The sequence below is a fragment of the Rhizobium sp. SG_E_25_P2 genome, from assembly GCF_029892285.1.
Lineage (GTDB): Bacteria > Pseudomonadota > Alphaproteobacteria > Rhizobiales > Rhizobiaceae > Rhizobium_E.
The window spans coordinates 233,248-250,056 of the sequence record NZ_JARXVM010000006.1 but is presented as its reverse complement, the minus strand read 5'-3'; the positions used below and the strand labels follow the sequence as shown (position 1 = coordinate 250,056).

19 protein-coding genes are annotated in these 16,809 nt (G+C 59.8%); 11 read left to right on the top strand and 8 right to left on the bottom strand.

Annotated features, from left to right (window positions below):
- Positions 1-205 precede the first annotated feature (205 nt).
- Both M2360_RS11365 and M2360_RS11360 read right to left on the bottom strand, forming a co-directional pair.
- Positions 206-787, bottom strand: coding sequence for an NYN domain-containing protein (locus M2360_RS11365; RefSeq protein ID WP_280775234.1), 582 nt, complete (start codon positions 785-787; stop codon positions 206-208).
- 91 nt (positions 788-878) lie between these two features.
- Positions 879-1,289, bottom strand: coding sequence for a hypothetical protein (locus M2360_RS11360; protein WP_280775233.1), 411 nt, complete (start codon positions 1,287-1,289; stop codon positions 879-881).
- A 160-nt stretch (positions 1,290-1,449) separates the two neighbouring features.
- On the opposite strand from M2360_RS11360, the gene rpoZ reads away from it, so the two are divergent.
- The 9 genes from rpoZ to M2360_RS11315 all read left to right on the top strand — a co-directional run bounded on the left by rpoZ (position 1,450) and on the right by M2360_RS11315 (position 9,428).
- The gene (gene rpoZ, locus M2360_RS11355; protein ID WP_280775232.1) at positions 1,450-1,851 is read left to right on the top strand and encodes a DNA-directed RNA polymerase subunit omega; all 402 of its coding nucleotides are present in this window, start codon (positions 1,450-1,452) and stop codon (positions 1,849-1,851) included.
- Positions 1,852-1,967: 116 nt separating this feature from the next.
- Positions 1,968-4,193, top strand: coding sequence for a bifunctional (p)ppGpp synthetase/guanosine-3',5'-bis(diphosphate) 3'-pyrophosphohydrolase (locus M2360_RS11350; protein WP_280775231.1), 2,226 nt, complete (start codon positions 1,968-1,970; stop codon positions 4,191-4,193).
- Positions 4,194-4,388: 195 nt separating this feature from the next.
- A complete protein-coding gene (locus M2360_RS11345) occupies positions 4,389-4,553 on the top strand; it encodes a DUF3563 domain-containing protein (protein ID WP_280775230.1) in 165 nt (54 codons plus the stop codon).
- 191 nt (positions 4,554-4,744) lie between these two features.
- The gene (gene acpS, locus M2360_RS11340; RefSeq protein ID WP_280775229.1) at positions 4,745-5,149 is read left to right on the top strand and encodes a holo-ACP synthase; all 405 of its coding nucleotides are present in this window, start codon (positions 4,745-4,747) and stop codon (positions 5,147-5,149) included.
- 103 nt (positions 5,150-5,252) lie between these two features.
- Positions 5,253-6,035 (top strand): signal peptidase I, encoded by a 783-nt coding sequence (gene lepB / locus M2360_RS11335; RefSeq protein WP_280775228.1) that lies wholly within the window; start codon positions 5,253-5,255, stop codon positions 6,033-6,035.
- Positions 6,032-6,763 carry a ribonuclease III gene (rnc, locus tag M2360_RS11330; protein WP_280775227.1) on the top strand — a complete coding sequence of 244 codons (732 nt, stop codon included), beginning with the start codon at positions 6,032-6,034 and terminating at the stop codon, positions 6,761-6,763. Before lepB ends, rnc begins: the two co-directional genes overlap by 4 nt.
- Positions 6,763-7,686, top strand: coding sequence for a GTPase Era (gene era, locus M2360_RS11325; RefSeq protein WP_280775226.1), 924 nt, complete (start codon positions 6,763-6,765; stop codon positions 7,684-7,686). Before rnc ends, era begins: the two co-directional genes overlap by 1 nt.
- A gap of 75 nt (positions 7,687-7,761) precedes the next feature.
- Positions 7,762-8,031 (top strand): hypothetical protein, encoded by a 270-nt coding sequence (locus tag M2360_RS11320; RefSeq protein ID WP_280775225.1) that lies wholly within the window; start codon positions 7,762-7,764, stop codon positions 8,029-8,031.
- Between the two features lie 398 nt (positions 8,032-8,429).
- On the top strand, positions 8,430-9,428 hold the full coding sequence (locus M2360_RS11315) for a glutathione S-transferase family protein (RefSeq protein ID WP_280775224.1): 999 nt from the start codon (positions 8,430-8,432) through the stop codon (positions 9,426-9,428).
- Positions 9,429-9,497: 69 nt separating this feature from the next.
- Here M2360_RS11315 and M2360_RS11310 read toward each other — a convergent pair whose 3' ends face one another.
- The gene (locus tag M2360_RS11310) at positions 9,498-11,798 is read right to left on the bottom strand and encodes a Tex family protein (RefSeq protein WP_280775223.1); all 2,301 of its coding nucleotides are present in this window, start codon (positions 11,796-11,798) and stop codon (positions 9,498-9,500) included.
- Between the two features lie 209 nt (positions 11,799-12,007).
- Here M2360_RS11310 and M2360_RS11305 point away from each other — a divergent pair, with 209 nt between their 5' ends.
- Complete coding sequence (locus M2360_RS11305) at positions 12,008-12,973, top strand: flagellin (protein WP_280775222.1); 966 nt, start codon at positions 12,008-12,010, stop codon at positions 12,971-12,973.
- Positions 12,974-13,071: 98 nt separating this feature from the next.
- Entirely contained in the window at positions 13,072-13,707 is a 636-nt protein-coding gene (locus tag M2360_RS11300) for a hypothetical protein (protein ID WP_280775221.1), read from the top strand.
- Here the strand turns inward: M2360_RS11300 and M2360_RS11295 are convergent.
- The 5 genes from M2360_RS11295 to M2360_RS11275 form a co-directional block, all read right to left on the bottom strand.
- Entirely contained in the window at positions 13,671-14,183 is a 513-nt protein-coding gene (locus tag M2360_RS11295) for a tyrosine phosphatase family protein (protein WP_280775220.1), read from the bottom strand. The genes M2360_RS11300 and M2360_RS11295 overlap by 37 nt on opposite strands.
- Positions 14,184-14,186: 3 nt before the next feature.
- Positions 14,187-14,795 (bottom strand): HD family hydrolase, encoded by a 609-nt coding sequence (locus M2360_RS11290; RefSeq protein ID WP_280775219.1) that lies wholly within the window; start codon positions 14,793-14,795, stop codon positions 14,187-14,189.
- The gene (locus tag M2360_RS11285; protein WP_280775218.1) at positions 14,792-15,631 is read right to left on the bottom strand and encodes a folate-binding protein; all 840 of its coding nucleotides are present in this window, start codon (positions 15,629-15,631) and stop codon (positions 14,792-14,794) included. The genes M2360_RS11290 and M2360_RS11285 overlap by 4 nt, the downstream gene beginning before the upstream one ends.
- Before the next feature lie 70 nt (positions 15,632-15,701).
- On the bottom strand, positions 15,702-16,370 hold the full coding sequence (locus tag M2360_RS11280; RefSeq protein ID WP_280775217.1) for a hypothetical protein: 669 nt from the start codon (positions 16,368-16,370) through the stop codon (positions 15,702-15,704).
- Between the two features lie 77 nt (positions 16,371-16,447).
- Positions 16,448-16,705 carry a hypothetical protein gene (locus tag M2360_RS11275; protein ID WP_170976342.1) on the bottom strand — a complete coding sequence of 86 codons (258 nt, stop codon included), beginning with the start codon at positions 16,703-16,705 and terminating at the stop codon, positions 16,448-16,450.
- Positions 16,706-16,809 lie beyond the last annotated feature (104 nt).

The window sequence follows — 16,809 nt, the reverse complement described above, 5'->3', positions numbered from 1 at the left end:
AAGATCGCCACCGCAATGACCAGAGCCCCGGCCCCCGTCTGGGGATGAGGGTCTCAACCCTCTCCGGATCGCCTCATCCCATCCCCGAAAACACCACCTGAACGAGCAGACCAAAAAACGCGAAAACCCGCCGGGAAAAACGGCGGGTTTGTCAGCGGTCTGAGGGCGCTGACGCGCCCTTTTCTTTTGGTTTATCCAGAGACAATCAGATGTCGACGTCTTCGTTGACCGGCTCAGGCGCGGGGCGCTGCTGGCGTTCGGACGGATCCCGACCGACTTCGGCTCTCAAAGTGACCAGATCGATGAAATGATCGGCCTGGCGGCGCAGGTCGTCGGCTATCATCGGCGGTTGCGTCGACATTGTCGATACGACCGAGACTTTACGGCCCTTGCGCTGCAAAGCTTCCACCAGAGTGGTGAAGTCGCCGTCGCCGGAAAAGATCACCAGATGATCCACGACTTCGGACTGCTCCATGGCGTCAATCGCCAGTTCGATATCCATATTGCCCTTGATCTTGCGGCGACCAAGTGAATCGGTGAATTCCTTGGCGGGCTTGGTGATTACCTTGTAGCCGTTGTAATCCAACCAGTCGATCAAAGGGCGGATGGACGAGTATTCCTGATCCTCGATCAACGCAGTGTAATAATAGGCGCGTAACAGATAACCGCGCTTTTGGAACGCCTTGAGGAGCTTTCGATAATCGATATCAAAACCTAGGCTTTTGGAGGCGGCGTATAAGTTGGCTCCATCGATAAATAACGCAATCTTTTCGCGCGGATCAAACATGTTTATTCCTGTTCGGTTGCAGCATCGCAACGATCTACCTTACAGACCGCAGCCCTATAGCTTCCCTTGAATAATTCAAGTATTTTATGAATCATTCATATAAGAGTCTTTTTAATTTATTAAGACGCAGTTTCCAAGGATTTTTTGGCGCTAGCGGGATGTTGTCGATATTCTTTTGGCCGAGGCCGTATTGGGGGCATGCCTTCTTTGGGTCGTTTTGGGCGGAGCCCGGAAAACAACAATACATCAGATTGAGTCCCAATTGCGATGGGAGATCAACTGTCGTCTCTATATCAACGATACTCGATTGAAATCCAGATAGGAACCAAAATATAGAGGTGAGAATACGGCCATGTTCGGCCAAAGCGCCTAGTACCGAAGTGTGGTTACCATCCGGTATATATTTGGCGATTGCGTATTCGGGCGAAATCAGAGCGAATTTTGCGCCAAAGCGCCGCCTTCTATTTCGAATGGACTCGCAAGGATCCGGAAAAGAGCGCATTGCCCATTCCTGCAAAATGGCGAGGATGCGGCGGCGTGGATGGCGACGAACCGCGTCCCGGACAAAATCTACGCTACAGCGGCGCTGCCATCTTGAAATTGCCTCATAAAAACTGTAACGCCACGGGCTTGACATCTATGAAAAAGAATAAGGACAGGCAATGGCCCGCGTCACGGTAGAAGATTGCATCGACAAGGTCGACAATCGATTCGAGTTGGTTTTGTTGGCGAGCCACCGCGCCCGCCTCATTTCTCAGGGCGCGCCGATCACCATCGATCGCGACAACGACAAGAATCCCGTGGTGGCGCTGCGTGAAATCGCCGACGAGATGCTGTCTCCTGGCGATCTGAAGGAAGACCTCATCCACTCGCTGCAGAAGCATGTCGAAGTCGACGAGCCCGAACCCGATGCGTCGTCGCTGCTCGCGACTGAAAACGCTGCCGATGCTGGCGACGAGGATGAAGATCAGCCCGATACGCTCAATTTCGATCAGATGTCGGAAGAAGAACTTCTGGCAGGCATCGAAGGACTTGTTCCGCCGGAAAAGAACGACGACTATTAATCCTTCGCTAGCCATCGGCCTGCAATAAGGATTGATACGACAAGCGTCGTGTTTCTAGAATCAGGCGCCGGTCTTAAGATCGGCGCTCTCTTTGTTTTTGCGGGAGCCGCCCCTTCATGATGCGCCAATATGAACTCGTCGAGCGCGTCCAGAAATACAAGCCGGACGTGAACGAGGCGCTTCTGAACAAGGCCTATGTTTACGCCATGCAGAAGCATGGCGTTCAGAAGCGCGCCAGCGGGGATCCCTATATCTCGCATCCGCTGGAAGTGGCGGCCATCCTCACGGATATGCATCTGGACGAATCGACCATCGCGGTCGCGCTTCTGCATGATACGATCGAGGATACCAGCGCGACTCGTGACGAGATCGATCGTCTGTTCGGCGAAGATATCGGTCGGCTCGTCGAGGGCCTGACCAAGATCAAGAAACTAGATCTCGTCTCGCGCAAGGCCAAGCAGGCGGAAAATCTCCGCAAGCTGCTGCTGGCGATTTCTGACGACGTGCGCGTTCTTCTCGTCAAGCTCGCCGACCGGCTGCACAACATGCGCACGCTCGATCACATGTCGCAGGAAAAGCGCGCCCGCATTTCCGAGGAGACGATGGACATCTATGCGCCGTTGGCCGGTCGCATGGGCATGCAGGATATGCGCGAGGAGTTGGAGGAACTGTCCTTCCGGCATATCAATCCGGAAGCGCATGTAACGATCACCCGCCGCCTGGAAGAACTCTCGGAACGCAACGCCGATCTCGTCCAGCGCATCGAGCAGGAACTGACCGAGCTTTTGAACGTCAGTGGTCTCAGCAAGGCCGTGGTCAAGGGCCGCCAGAAGAAAGCCTATTCGGTCTTCCGAAAGATGCAGTCGAAATCGCTGTCTTTCGAACAATTGTCCGATGTCTACGGTTTCAGAGTCATCGTCGAGCAGGTGCCGGACTGTTATAAGGCGCTGGGTATCGTGCATACGCGTTGGCGCGTCGTGCCCGGTCGCTTCAAGGATTATATTTCTACGCCGAAGCAGAACGATTACCAGTCGATCCACACCACCATTGTCGGCCCGGCCCGCCAGCGCATTGAATTGCAGATCCGCACGCGCCGCATGCACGAGATCGCCGAATACGGTATCGCGGCGCACACGCTCTATAAGGACGGCGCCAATACGCTGGCCGGTGAGGGGACTAACCGCCAGTCCAACGCCTATTCCTGGTTGCGGCTGACCATCGAGTCGCTGGCGGAAGGCGACAATCCGGAAGAATTCCTCGAGCACACCAAGCTGGAACTGTTCCAGGATCAGGTGTTCTGTTTCACGCCGAAGGGAAAGCTGATCGCGCTGCCGCGCGGGGCGACCCCCATCGATTTCGCTTACGCGGTTCACACCAATATCGGCGACACCTGCGTCGGCGCCAAGATCAATGGCCGCATCATGCCGCTGGTCACGCGTCTGGCCAATGGCGACGAGGTGGAGATCATCCGCTCGGGCGTGCAGGTTCCCCCCGCCGCCTGGGAAGAGATCGTCGTCACCGGCAAGGCGCGCTCCGCCATCCGCCGCGCCACGCGTCTCGCCATCCGCAAGCAATATGCCGGCCTCGGTCAGCGCATCCTCGAACGGACATTCGAGCGGGCCGGCAAGGTCTTCTCCCGTGATGTGATGAAACCGTCGCTTCACCGTCTCGGACACAAGGAAGTCGAAGACGCCATCGCCGCCGTCGGTCGCGGCGAAATGTCGTCGCTCGATGTGCTCAAGGCCTGCTATCCCGATTATCAGGACGAGCGGGTCACGGTGAAGAGCAACGAGGAAGGCTGGTTCAACGTTCGCAGCGCCCAGGGCATGATCTTCAAGATCCCCGAAGGCCAGAAGAAGCGCGTCGATCTCGCTCCCGATGGCAGCGAGCCCGGGCCTGAACTGTTCCGTGGATTGTCGCGCGACATCGAGGTTCATTTCGCACCCTCGGGCGCGGTGCCGGGCGACCGCATCGTCGGCATTCATGATGGCGATCATGCGATCACCGTCTATCCGATCCAATCGCCCTCGCTGCAGAAATTCGATGAGCTGCCCGAACGCTGGATCGATATCCGCTGGGATCTCGATGAAGCCAACAAGGCCCGCTTCGTCGCTCGCATCCTGATCAACGCTATCAACGAGCCGGGCACGCTCGCCACAATCGCCCAGGCGGTCGGCACGGCGGATGTGAATATCCGCACCATGTCGATGGTGCGAGTCGCCTCCGATTTCACCGAAATGGCTGTTGATGTCGAGGTCTGGGATCTTCGGCAGCTGAGCCATCTTCTGGCGCAACTCAAGGATCTGCAATGCGTGTCGACGGTCAAGCGCGTGTTTGATTGAGAATCGGGCGCTGATAGCCGGTTAAACCGGCAGTCTGCGCTCTCTTTGTGCGGCGCAAGCGTGCGATTTAATCAGTTTTAACCAGGCATGCTTTTGCTGCATGGCAGCGTCAAGCAAAGCAAACTTGTGCATTGCAGCAGATGAACTATCTTAGTGATCAGTAGGGAGGAACAACGGAAAGCAAAGGAGTTTCCAATGTTCGGCTATGTTTCTAAGATTGCCAATCGCCTGCGTGGTCCCTCGGTGGAAGATCGCGAAATGGCTTACCTGAACGCTGCTGCAGATCGCATCGATCTGGAATATCGTCAGCGCCAGGTGGATCGCGGCATGTTCCGTAATCGCGCCGTCAACTTCATGTGAGTGAAGTTATGGGCAGGGAGCAAGTCTCCCGATGAGATCAGGCTGGCGTCCGCGCCGGCCTTATTTTTTGCCCGCGACCGTCTCCGCTGGGAAAATCCCGCCGCCGATCATGCTGACGCGTTGCGTTCGCCTTTTTCCGCGCCTATGTGCTGTCGCGAGGAAGCACCCCGCGAGCAACAAGAGGGCAGATCATGATCATCGGAATCGGCAGCGACCTGATCGATATCAGGCGAGTGGAAAAGTCGCTTGAACGGTTTGGGGAACGGTTCACCAAACGCTGCTTCACCGAGGTCGAACGGGCTAAGTCCGACGGCCGCAAGAATCGCGCCGCATCCTACGCCAAACGCTTCGCCGCCAAGGAGGCCTGCTCCAAGGCGCTGGGCACCGGCCTTGCCCAGGGGGTGCTGTGGAAAGACATGGGCGTCATCAATCTGCCTGGCGGCAAGCCGACCATGCAATTGAGCGGCGGCGCCGCAATGCGCCTCGACAAACTTGTGCCGAATGGACACAAGCCTGTCATCCACATCACCATCACCGATGATTTTCCGCTCGCTCAGGCCTTCGTGATCATCGAAGCGGTGCCGGAAACAGTCTGAACTTGCCGGTGATCAGGGCAAAGCTTGCCGCCGCCGGGGGAAAGAGCTAGACAAAGCGAAAAACCGCCGCCGTCGCAGGGCCCGCGGACGTCAAGAGGAATGTATGAGCGTGACCGAACATCGCAAGCCGGAAGAGAAAAACGCCTTCTGGGAAACCATCGTCGTCCTGTTTCAGGCGTTTCTGCTGGCCGGCGTTATTCGCACTGTTCTTTTGCAGCCTTTCACCATCCCCTCCGGCTCGATGATGCCGACCCTCCTGATCGGCGACTATCTGCTGGTCAACAAATTCTCCTACGGCTATTCGCGCTATTCACTGCCGCTTTATAATCCCGAATGGTTTGACGGCCGGCTGTTCGGCAGCGAACCCGCCCGTGGCGATGTCGTTGTTTTCCGCCTGCCCAGCGACCCGTCGATCGACTACATCAAGCGCGTGGTCGGTCTTCCGGGCGATCGCATCCAGGTGAAGAACGACGTCCTCTATATCAACGAGAAGGCGATCGAGCGGAAGGAAGACGGCACCTTCACCACCGATGAGGAAGACACCGAAGGCGTGGGCGTGCAATATAGCCGCGACTATCAGGGGGTTCCGGTGTTCCGCGAAACCTTCGACAATGGCGTGAGCTTCGACACGCTCGACCTGACGCCGACAGGCGAGGGTGACAACACCCAGGTCTTCACCGTGCCGCCCAAGCACTATTTCATGATGGGCGACAACCGCGACAATTCCGCCGACAGCCGTTTCGGCGTCGGCTATGTGCCGGAAGAGAATCTGGTGGGCCGCGCCAGCTTCATCATCTTCTCGATCGCCAATCGCACGCCCTTCCTGCATGTCTGGAAGTGGCCCGCCAATCTGCGTTACGAACGCTTCTTCAAGGCGATCAAATGAGCCGGAAGTCGGTCATATCGCCCGACGAGCGCGACAGGCTGGAAGCCCTTATCGGCTATGGCTTCAACGACAAGAACCGGCTGGAGCGGGCGATGACCCATTCCAGCGCCCGACTCGCCAAGGGCGGCAATTACGAGCGACTGGAATTTCTCGGCGATCGCGTGCTCGGCCTGTGCATCGCCGAACTGCTGTTCACCACCTACAAGACCGCCGCCGAAGGCGAATTGTCGGTGCGCCTCAACAAGCTGGTGTCGGCTGATGCCTGCGCCGAGGTCGCCGATGAGATGGAATTGCATCGCTATATCCGCACCGGCGCCGACCTCAAGAAGATCACTGGCGAGCGGATGAAGAATGTGCGCGCCGACGTCGTCGAAAGCCTGATCGCCGCCATCTATCTCGATGGGGGGCTGGAGGCCGCGCGCGGCTTTGTGCTCCGGCAATGGAGCGGCCGGGCGACGCGATCTGAGCCGATGCGCCGCGACGCCAAGACCGAATTGCAGGAATGGGCGCATCAGAAATTCGGCTTTGCGCCGACCTATCGCATCGAGGACCGCAGTGGTCCGGATCATGCCCCAGAATTCACGGTGACCGTCGAAATCGGCGATCTCGCACCCGAAAAAGGCGTCGATCGCTCCAAGCGCGCCGCCGAACAGGTCGCCGCGCGAAAAATGCTGGAGCGTGAGGGCGTATGGGCCCCGCAGCCCGAACTCAACGGATTGGAAAAATAATGGAAGACACTGAACGCGCGGCGCCAACCGTGCCCACTCGCTCCGGCTTCGTCGCCTTGATCGGCGCCACCAATGCCGGCAAGTCCACCCTTGTGAACCGCTTGGTGGGCGCTAAAGTGTCGATCGTGTCGCACAAGGTGCAGACGACCCGCGCCATCATCCGCGGCATCGCCATCCACGACAACGCCCAGATCGTGTTCATGGACACGCCCGGTATCTTCAAGCCGCGCCGCCGTCTCGACCGCGCCATGGTGACCACCGCCTGGGGCGGCGCCAAGGACGCCGATATCATCGTGCTCCTGATCGACGCCGAACGCGGCATCAAGGGCGACGCTGAGAAGATCCTCGAAGCGTTGAAGGACGTCAAACAGCCGAAAATCCTGCTGCTCAACAAGATCGACCAGGTCCGTCATGAGGCCCTTCTTGAGCTTACCCAGGCCGCCAATGAAATGGTCAATTTCGAAGCCACCTTCATGATCTCGGCGCTCAAGGGCGCTGGCTGCGACGACCTGATGAATTATCTCTCCTCGGCGCTGCCGGAAGGCCCTTGGTACTATCCCGAGGACCAGATCTCCGACCTGCCGATGCGGCAGCTGGCTGCGGAAATCACCCGTGAAAAGCTATTCCTGCGTCTGCATCAGGAACTGCCCTACGCCTCGCATGTCGAGACGGAGAAATGGGAAGAGCGCAAGGACGGCTCGGTGCGCATCGAGCAGGTCATCTATGTCGAGCGCGACAGCCAGAAGAAGATCGCGCTGGGCAAGGGCGGCGAGGCCATCAAGGCCATCTCGACCGCCGCGCGCAAGGAGATTGCCGAAATTCTCGAACAGCCCGTGCATCTCTTCCTGTTCGTCAAGGTGCGTGAAAACTGGGGAGACGACCCCGAGCGTTTCCGCGAAATGGGTCTCGACTTCACCAAATAGCGCCAGGGACAATCTGGGCGCGCATCTTGCCTCCGCTGCATGATGGCCTATAGTGGCCAAAAGGGAGATCAAGCCATGCCCGGTCCCGATGGTTTCAACGAAGAACCGCAATCGCCTCTCGCGCCTGCCGAGGATGACGAGGCCTGGGATGAAGCCGTGTGGGGGCCGCAGAAGACGCTGACCGCCGAGGAGCAGGCGGAATATGACGCCTGGTTCCGGCGCAAAGTGCAGGAGGGGCTGGATTACATTCGCCGTCCCGATGCGATTTTCCATACTCAGGAAGAAGTCGAGGCTATGGTTGAAGAACTGATCGACCGCCTCGATCGTGAGGCCGGATTGAAGTGAGTATTCGGTGGTCCGATATCGCTTCTTCGGAACTTACCCAACTCACCGCGTATGTCTACCGCATTGATCGCGCCGCAGCGCTTAGGCTGAGGACCAGAATATTAAGCAGAGTACGTCAGCTTCGGCATTTTCCTGAATTGGGACGGAATGGCAAAATGCGCGACACCCGGGAACTTGTTGTCACGGGAACGTCCTATATCGTTGTGTACAAAATCGATGGTGCCACTGTCGTTATCGCCCACCTCCTCCATGCCGCCCAGCTCTACCCTCCCGACACCCCATAGGCCTCGCTTTTCGCAACGAAGCGTCAACCGTCCGCCGGCTTGTCCGGCGTCGCTTTTCCGTCCATTGCAGGGGCATATCATCACTGGCGCTCTGCGCCCGCGCGAGGACAGGACATGCCGCAACTGATCGACGGAAAATGGGTCAATGACGAGGTCGCCGCCAATGAAATGAAGAACGGCGCCTTTCATCGCGAGCCCACCAAGTTTCGCGACTGGTTGACCGTCGACGGCGGGCCTGGCCCCGAGGGGCAGCGCGGCGTCAAGGCGGAGCCGGGTCGGTTTCAGCTGTTCATCTCGCGTCTCTGCCCCTGGGCGTCGCGCACCTATGTCATGCGCAATCTCAAGGGTCTCGCGGATCTGATCCCGGTTTCCATCGCCGCCGGCGCGATGACTGACAATGGCTGGGAATATGCAGAGCCGCAGGACACGGGCGAGGGGACGCCGGCGATTTCCTATCAGCACCAACTCTACACGCTCTCCGACCCTGCTTATTCCGGCAAGGTGTCGGTGCCCGCGCTATGGGATCGCCAAGAAGGCCGTATCGTCAACAATGAATCGGCCGACATCATCCGCATGCTGAACACCGCCTTCGACGAGCTGACGGGCAACCGGCTCGATTTCTATCCAGAGCCGCTAAGGCCGGAGATCGACCACTGGAACGCCCTGATCTACGATACGGTCAACAACGGCGTCTACAAGGCCGGGTTCGCCCGGACTCAAGCCGCCTATGACGCGGCGGTGACTGCGCTGTTTGACACTCTTGCGCGGCTCGAGGCGCATCTCGAGGTCAACCGCTATGTGGCGGGCGAGTATATGACCGAAGCCGATATCCGCCTGTTCATGACGCTGATCCGTTTCGACGCCGCCTATGTCGGCGCGTTCAAATGCAATCTTCGCCGGATCGAGGACTATCCGAATCTCGCCGGCTATACGCGCGAACTCTATCAGTGGCAGGGGATCACCGAGACGGTGTCGATCGACGACATCAAGGCTGGCTATTATTCGATCGCTCATGTCAATCCGACCCTGATTGTGCCGAAGGGACCGGCGCTTGATTTCACCCGCCCGCATGACCGTGAGAGACTGCCGGGCAAGGGTGTGTGGACGCGGTGACGTCGAGAGCGATTTGGCCGTAGGCGAACATCGCGCCCCACCGAAGAAAGCAGGGCGCCGATGCTTCGCCTACTTTTTCTTCATCGCTTCCAACAATGCCGCCCCAAACGCGCCCTGGCTGGGCGCCTGAGGCTTGGCCGACATGCGCGCCGCCGGCGTCGGCTGATTGCGATTGCGCTCTTCCCTCGGCTCGCGCGGGCCGCTCGCTTCTTTCTTCATCGACAGCGCGATGCGCTTGCGCTTGGCGTCGACCTCGACCACCCGCACCTTGACGATGTCGCCGGCTTTGACCACCTCATGCGGGTCCTTGATGAAGCGGTCGGCGAGTTCCGAGACATGGACGAGGCCGTCCTGATGAACGCCGATATCGACGAAAGCGCCGAAGGCCGCGACATTGGTGACCGTGCCCTCAAGCATCATGCCTGGGCGAAGATCCGAGATTTCGTTGACGCCGTCTGCGAAAGTCGCCGTCTTGAATTCCGGGCGCGGGTCTCGGCCGGGCTTTTCGAGTTCGGCGATGATGTCCTTGACGGTGGGCAGACCGAATTTCTCATCGATGAACTGGCGCGGATCGAGCTTCTTCAGGGTGGCGCTGTCGCCCATCAGCGTGCGGAGATCGCGGCCGCACGCCGAGACGATGCGGCGCGCCACCTCATAGGCTTCGGGGTGAACCGAGGAGGAGTCCAGCGGCTCCTTGCCATTGGCGATGCGCAGGAAGCCCGCGCATTGCTCGAAGGTGCGAGCGCCTAGTCGCGGCACTTTCATCAACTCCTTGCGGCTCTTGAACGCGCCGTTTTCGTCGCGATAGGCGACGATCAGCGTGGCCAGAGTCTGATTGAGACCGGAGACGCGCGACAGCAGCGGCGCCGAGGCGGTGTTGAGATCGACGCCGACGGCGTTCACCGCGTCTTCGACGACGCCATCCAGCGACCGGCCGAGTTTGCCCTGGTCGACGTCATGCTGATACTGGCCGACGCCGATCGATTTCGGTTCGATCTTGACGAGTTCCGCCAGTGGATCCTGCAGGCGCCGGGCGATGGAAACAGCGCCGCGCAGCGACACGTCAAGCTTGGGGAATTCCAGCGCCGCGAGTTCCGACGCCGAATAGACCGATGCGCCTGCCTCCGACACGATCACCTTGGTCGGCTTGGGCGCAGGAAGCTTGGCGAGCAGGTCGGCGACCAGTTTCTCAGTCTCGCGGCTCGCCGTGCCATTGCCGATGGCGATCAGGTCGACCTTGTGCTTGCGGATCAGGCTGGCGATTTCCGCCTGCGCGCCCATCAGGTCGTTCTTCGGCTGGAAGGGATAGACGGTGGAGGTGTCGAGCAATTTTCCGGTTTCGTCGATCACCGCCACCTTGACGCCCGTGCGGATGCCCGGATCAAGCCCGATGGCGCGGCGCATGCCGGCCGGCGCCGCCAGCAAGAGGTCCTTGAGATTGCGGGCGAAGACGCGGATCGCCTCTTCCTCGGCGCGTTCGCGCATATCGCGGATCAGTTCCAGCGACAGGGACGAGAAAAGCTTTACCCGCCAGGTCCAGCCGGCCGCCTCACGCAGCCATTGGTCGCCCGGGCCGTTGCCGCGTGTGTCGAGCGCTGCAGCCACGATGGTTTCGGCGGGCTTGATCGACGACAGGTCGTCGGCGTCGACTTCAAGCGTCACCGAGAGAACCTCCTCGTTCCAGCCGCGCAGCATGGCGAGCGCCCGATGGCTCGGCGTCTTGGCCCAGGGCTCCTTGTGATCGAAATAGTCGGAAAACTTTTCTGCATTGTCCTTCTTGGCGTCGGCCACTTTGGACACGAGGACAGCGCGGGCCTGCATATGTCCTCTGAGCCGGCCGATGAGTTCGGCGTTTTCCGACAGGTCCTCGGCGATGATGTCGCGCGCGCCGTCGAGCGCCATCTTCACATCCGTCACCTCGTCCTTGACGAAGGTTTCGGCGAGCGCTGCGGGCTTGGCCGAGCGATTGGCGAGAATCGCGTCCGCCAGCCCGCCAAGGCCGCGCTCGCGCGCGATCTGGGCCCGCGTGCGGCGCTTGGGCTTGTAGGGGAGGTAGATGTCCTCGAGAGCCGCCTTGGTGTCGGCCTGCAGGACCTTGAGCCGGAGTTCGTCGGTCATTTTCCCCTGGCTATTGATCGAATCGAGGATGGTGTCGCGCCGGGCTTCCATCTCGCGCAGATAGACGAGCCGCTCGGCCAGCATGCGGAGTTGCGTGTCGTCCAGCCCGTCGGTCACTTCCTTGCGGTAACGGGCGATGAAGGGAATTGTAGCGCCGTCGTCGATCAAACCGACCGCCGCATGCACCTGCTGAGGCCGGGCGTTGATCTCTGAGGCGATCGTGGCGGCGAGGCGATTCATATCTGCAGGCATGGCGTGTTCTCGTCCTGATTTGAGATGGGCGGAACATAGTCATGAACTGTCAAAATGGAAGCGTCAGGGCGAAATTCCCACAATGCAGGCGCTCCCGCGGCTGTCGTAGTAAACTCAGATGATTAATAGTCGTTGAGAGTTAATCTGATTTTCACCATACAAATTTATTACATTTGTTACGTATTTCGTAGTTATTATTTGAGTAAAACATGTACAGCTTACATACCAATACTGGTGCTATGGGCGCCCAGAGATTTCTTCGCTCCAATGATTCCGATCTCTCCAGGGCCCAGTCGCAGACGAGCAGCGGCCTCAGGGTGCTGAAGTCCGCCGACAATGCCGCTTACTGGTCGATCGCGACAACCATCAAATCCGATAAAAAAGCTCTCGACGCGGTCCAGGATGGCCTCGGTTTCGGGTCCGCGGTCATCGATACGGCGTCGGTCGGCTTTTCGCAGGTGATCGACGTCATGGGCGTCATCAAACAGAAGCTCGTGGCTGCGCGCGAACCGGGCGTGGATCGCGACAAAGTCAATGCAGAGCTCAGCGAACTGCGCTCCGAGGTGCGGACCATCGCCGAAGCCTCGTCGTTTGCGGGCGAAAACTGGCTTCATATGACACAAGCCGGGCAGGACGGGCCCCAAGAGGTCATCGCGTCCGTGACCCGTTCACTGAATACCGGGACATCGGTCCGCACGATCGACTACGACATGACCTCGGTCGCCGATACCGAGCAGGTATTCTACATCGTCGACGATGATACCGGCGAAAGCGGGATCGTTACCAATTCCGCCTTTGCCGACAATCTCGGGCTTGCCACGGACTGGGTGCTGTTCAACAGCGTGAACAGCGCGGGCCATGCCGAGATCGAAATCTCCAACGCCACCGAAGACAGCGATATCGACGACATGATCTCCGTCGTCGATGCGATGACCCAGAAGATGATCGCCCGCGCCGCGACGCTGGGCGCTCTACAGCAGCGCATCGACCTGCAGACGGAATTCAACGACGATCTCGGCGACGCCATGAAGCGTGGCGTCGGAAAACTGATCGACGCCAATATGAATGCGGTGTCGGCGCGCTTGAGCGCCTTGCAGACCCAACAGCAATTGGGCCAGTCGGCATTGTCGATCGCCAACGAACAGCCGCAAAGCATTCTTCGCTTGTATAGTTGACGTGACCCATGAGGGCCGAGGCAGGGGCGGCGGAGAAACATCGTGAGCGCCACAGGCGAAAGCGCGTTCCGCATCTTATACATAGGCTTGGCGCAGGCTTGATCGAGGATAGTTCACCAACACGGCCAATTTGTCATAAAGTTGTTAAGTCCGGCAAAGCGAATCATCGCTTGAGCGGCGAAAGGAGTGATCACTTGTCGACCTTCCTTTTGAAGGATGTGGAGTTTGTCGCCTGCGTCTATAAAGGCTTGGTGGAGGATTTCGCCCAGCAATCAGTCAAGGCTATTGCCGGCAAAGTGGTCAAGATCGGCAGAAAGCGCTTTTCTCGCATGACAATCCATGCCGGTGGGCGGCAGATCAGCGCCTGGGACTATTATTGTTATGGCCTGCTCAAGGGCGACACCGCCTATGGCGACAAATTCATCCATGATTTTCTGCGGCTCGCGCTCCTGAAGCGCGTCGAGCGTCTTCCAGACGAACATCTGCGCCTGGTCAGCGTCTCACAGCTTCGCTTCGAGGACATGAATGACAACGCTGTCGTCAGCGCGGATGCCGCCATACGCATGATCGAACAGGAAATCCGGATGATATTGCTCGCTCACGGACGAATCGTGCAGCAATTGCTGATGAACGGGCCTGCGCTGTCGCTGTCAACGGATGCCAACCGATCGATTGACTTCCATGAGGAGCACATCCCTCACCAGATCAGCGCAAACGGGGCATCGCCGACATAATCCGCGCCACGTCCGATCTCTCTGACGGCGGCGATCAACCGGCCGTTTCGACCGAGAGCGGCGTCGCCGAGGTCAACCAGCCGCGTGTTCGGCGTCGCCTGCGGCGAGGCTTGCCGCAAGGTCCGGGCGAGCGCCAGGTCGTCAAGTTCGGGCGACACCGCGAGCGCGGCGATCAGTGCGGCGGCGGGCGAGCGCGACACGCCCATCCAGCAATGGATGAGCAGCGGCGCGGTCTGATCCCAGGCGCGGGCGAAGGCGATGATCTCCCGCACATGGCTTTCCTGCGGCGCGATCAAGCCCTCCTTGCCGGCAAACGCGATGTCGTTGACGGCCAGCTTCAGATGTCGTGACGATTGCACGATGCCGGGGCGATGGAAGTCATGCTTTTCGGCGATCAGGCTGATCATTTCCGTCGCCTGATGTCGTGCGGCCATTTCACCGATCGTCTTGAGCGGGGAGATGATGATGGACGGCATGGGTCAGGTCCTCTCGGCATCGATCGCGGCAAAACGCGCGAGGAAGGCGGCTTGCGCCTCGAAAGCGGGTAGCGGGTCGACGGGCAGCATATCGGCCGTCAGTCCCCGCGGCTGGCCGAAGAATTTGCGCGCTTCCGCAGCAGTGAACCCCGCCAGTTCCGTGGCTTCGAAATAAGCGGACACCTTGTCGGCCTTCTTGATCTCGGCCTTCAGCGTCGCCGTCGGATGCGGCGGCAGGCCGAAGCGGATGTGAATCGCCGCCTCCAGGCGCTTTTCCACCGTCTTGTAGCCGCCGCCGACCACGGCCTTGAATGGCGAGATCATGTCGCCGATGACATATTCCGGCGCGTCATGCAGGAGCACCATCAACAGTTCCGCCGGTTTGGCGTCAGGATGGGCATGGCGGTAGATGATTTCCACCATCAGGCTGTGCTGAGCCACGGAAAAAGCGTGGTCGCCATGGGTCTGGCCATTCCAGCGCGCGACGCGGGCGAGACCATGGGCGATATCGGCGATTTCGACGTCGAGGGGCGAGGGGTCGAGAAGGTCAAGCCGACGGCCCGACAGCATGCGCTGCCAGGCGCGTTGCGAGGGAGGCAGCGCGTCGATCATGATTGCGCGTCGTCCGCCTCGACCGGCCAGTCCAGCCCGCTCCAGCCGGGCAGGGCGACGACCACGGCTTGTCCGCCCACGGAGGGCGTCAGTCCCGACGACAGCGCCGCGCCGAGCTTGTCGATCCGAGCCACTGCAATGCCGATCGATCCGGAGACCGAAAGCAGGGTTCCCACCTCCCGCTCTCCGATCGAGAGAGGCGCGCCTGGGTCGGCGAGCGGGGTCTGCCCCGTCACCGTCACCACGCGGCGGCGGGCGGTGGATCGGTGCTGCATGCGCGACACCACTTCCTGACCGACATAGCAGCCCTTCTTGAAGGACAGACCGTCGTTTTTGTCCAACATCAGATCGTGCGGAAAATAGTCGCCGAGGCCGATGTCTTCCCCGCCGCCGGTAACGCCGAGCGACAGGCGAAGGGCGTGATAGGCGTCGACTGACTCCGGAGCCGCCTCGTCGCCCGGACGGCGGCTAAGCGCCACGCCAGCGGTCGCGAAACGGTGATCGGTCAACCCTTCGCCTGTCGGCTCCCAGGAAATGAGCGCATGGTTTGCCGGCAGACGCGCAAATTGCGCTTTGGCGCGGAGGCGGTAGAGCGTAAGGCGCTTGATGAATGCTTCGACCTGCTGGGCCGATGTTTCCAGCAACAGACCATCTTCGGCTCGGGCGATCAGAAAATCGAAAAGGATCTTGCCCTGCGGCGTGAGAAGCGCCCCCGGCCGGCATTCGCCCGCGGGCAAAGCCTTGATGTCCGTGGTGACGATGCTCTGCAGGAAATCCTCGGCGTCTTCGCCGGTGACGGTGATGAAGGCGCGATCGGGAAGTGAAACGGCTGGCATGGCGGTGAGTCCCTTCTGATCACGCTCAGGTAGTCGCAAGCATGGGCGGAGGCAAGGTCGAGGATCCCGCTCAGTCGCCGGCCACGAAGAACTTCCATTTGCCGTCAGGCGTGATGCCGATGCGGTAGAAGTTGTAGCCGCCGAACTCCTTCATGTCGGCGACGTCCGAGGCGGTGACGATCCGGTAGAGTTCCACCTGTTCGGGAGGCGAAAGATTGTCGAGCGATTTTTCGGCGAAATAAGGCCAGACATATTGAGCGTCCGGCGTGTCCTTGTCGACCAGCGCCGCGCCCGTAGACAGAATATCGAGCATGATAGCGAGGATTTCGCGCCCGTTGGGGTCGCCCGACACGCTCTTGAGCGCGACGATGGGGTCTTCCGGACTGTCGCCGACAGCGACCTGCGTGCCGTTTTCCCCGGGGCTCAACAACGGACGCAGACGTTCAATGTCGCCGCTTGCCGCTGCCTCCACCAGCGCCACCCGCAACCGCTTGACCGGTTCCGGCAGCATCGACATGTCCAGGATCATTTCCGGCGGGGCGGAGAGGTCATCGCTATTGTCTGCGGCCTGCGGGCGAACAGCGTTCTTGTCGATCAGGCCGTCAGGCATCGGCATGCCAGGCTTAGTTGATTCTTCCGGATCCTCGACTTCCGCGTCATGGGACGGTTCGTCCTGCAGCGCCAACTGATCCTGGCTTGCCGTCAGCGCCAAAGCTGGCGATGCGGCCCAACCGGTCACGGCCACCCACCCCAACAACAAGGCGGTCGCGCAACGAAGCGGTGTGACGGACCTTGGGTCGGGCATTGCGACAGTCCTTACTGGATCGTGCGGTTCGGCGAAAACTCTCCCGAAGCGATGCGCTCCTTCAGCGATTCGAGCAAGGCCTCCGCGCCCTCTTCGCCATGCAGCCGGATTGTCTCCTGCATGGCGAAAGCGATCGCCGCTTCCGCGATAATCTCCGGCTCGATACCGTCCGCGCGGCCTTCGGCCCATGCTTCCCCCTGGCTCTCCCAGGCGGCCTGCATCTTTTCATGGACGATCATGTCGTCGAGGTCTTTGGCGCTGGCTTCCATACTCATACATCCCTGAAGGCGGGCATCATTACCGATCCGTTAAAACTCATAGCAAGGTTTTCCCAAAACGGCATCGGGCGCAATGAAAAGAGGTTAACTTATGC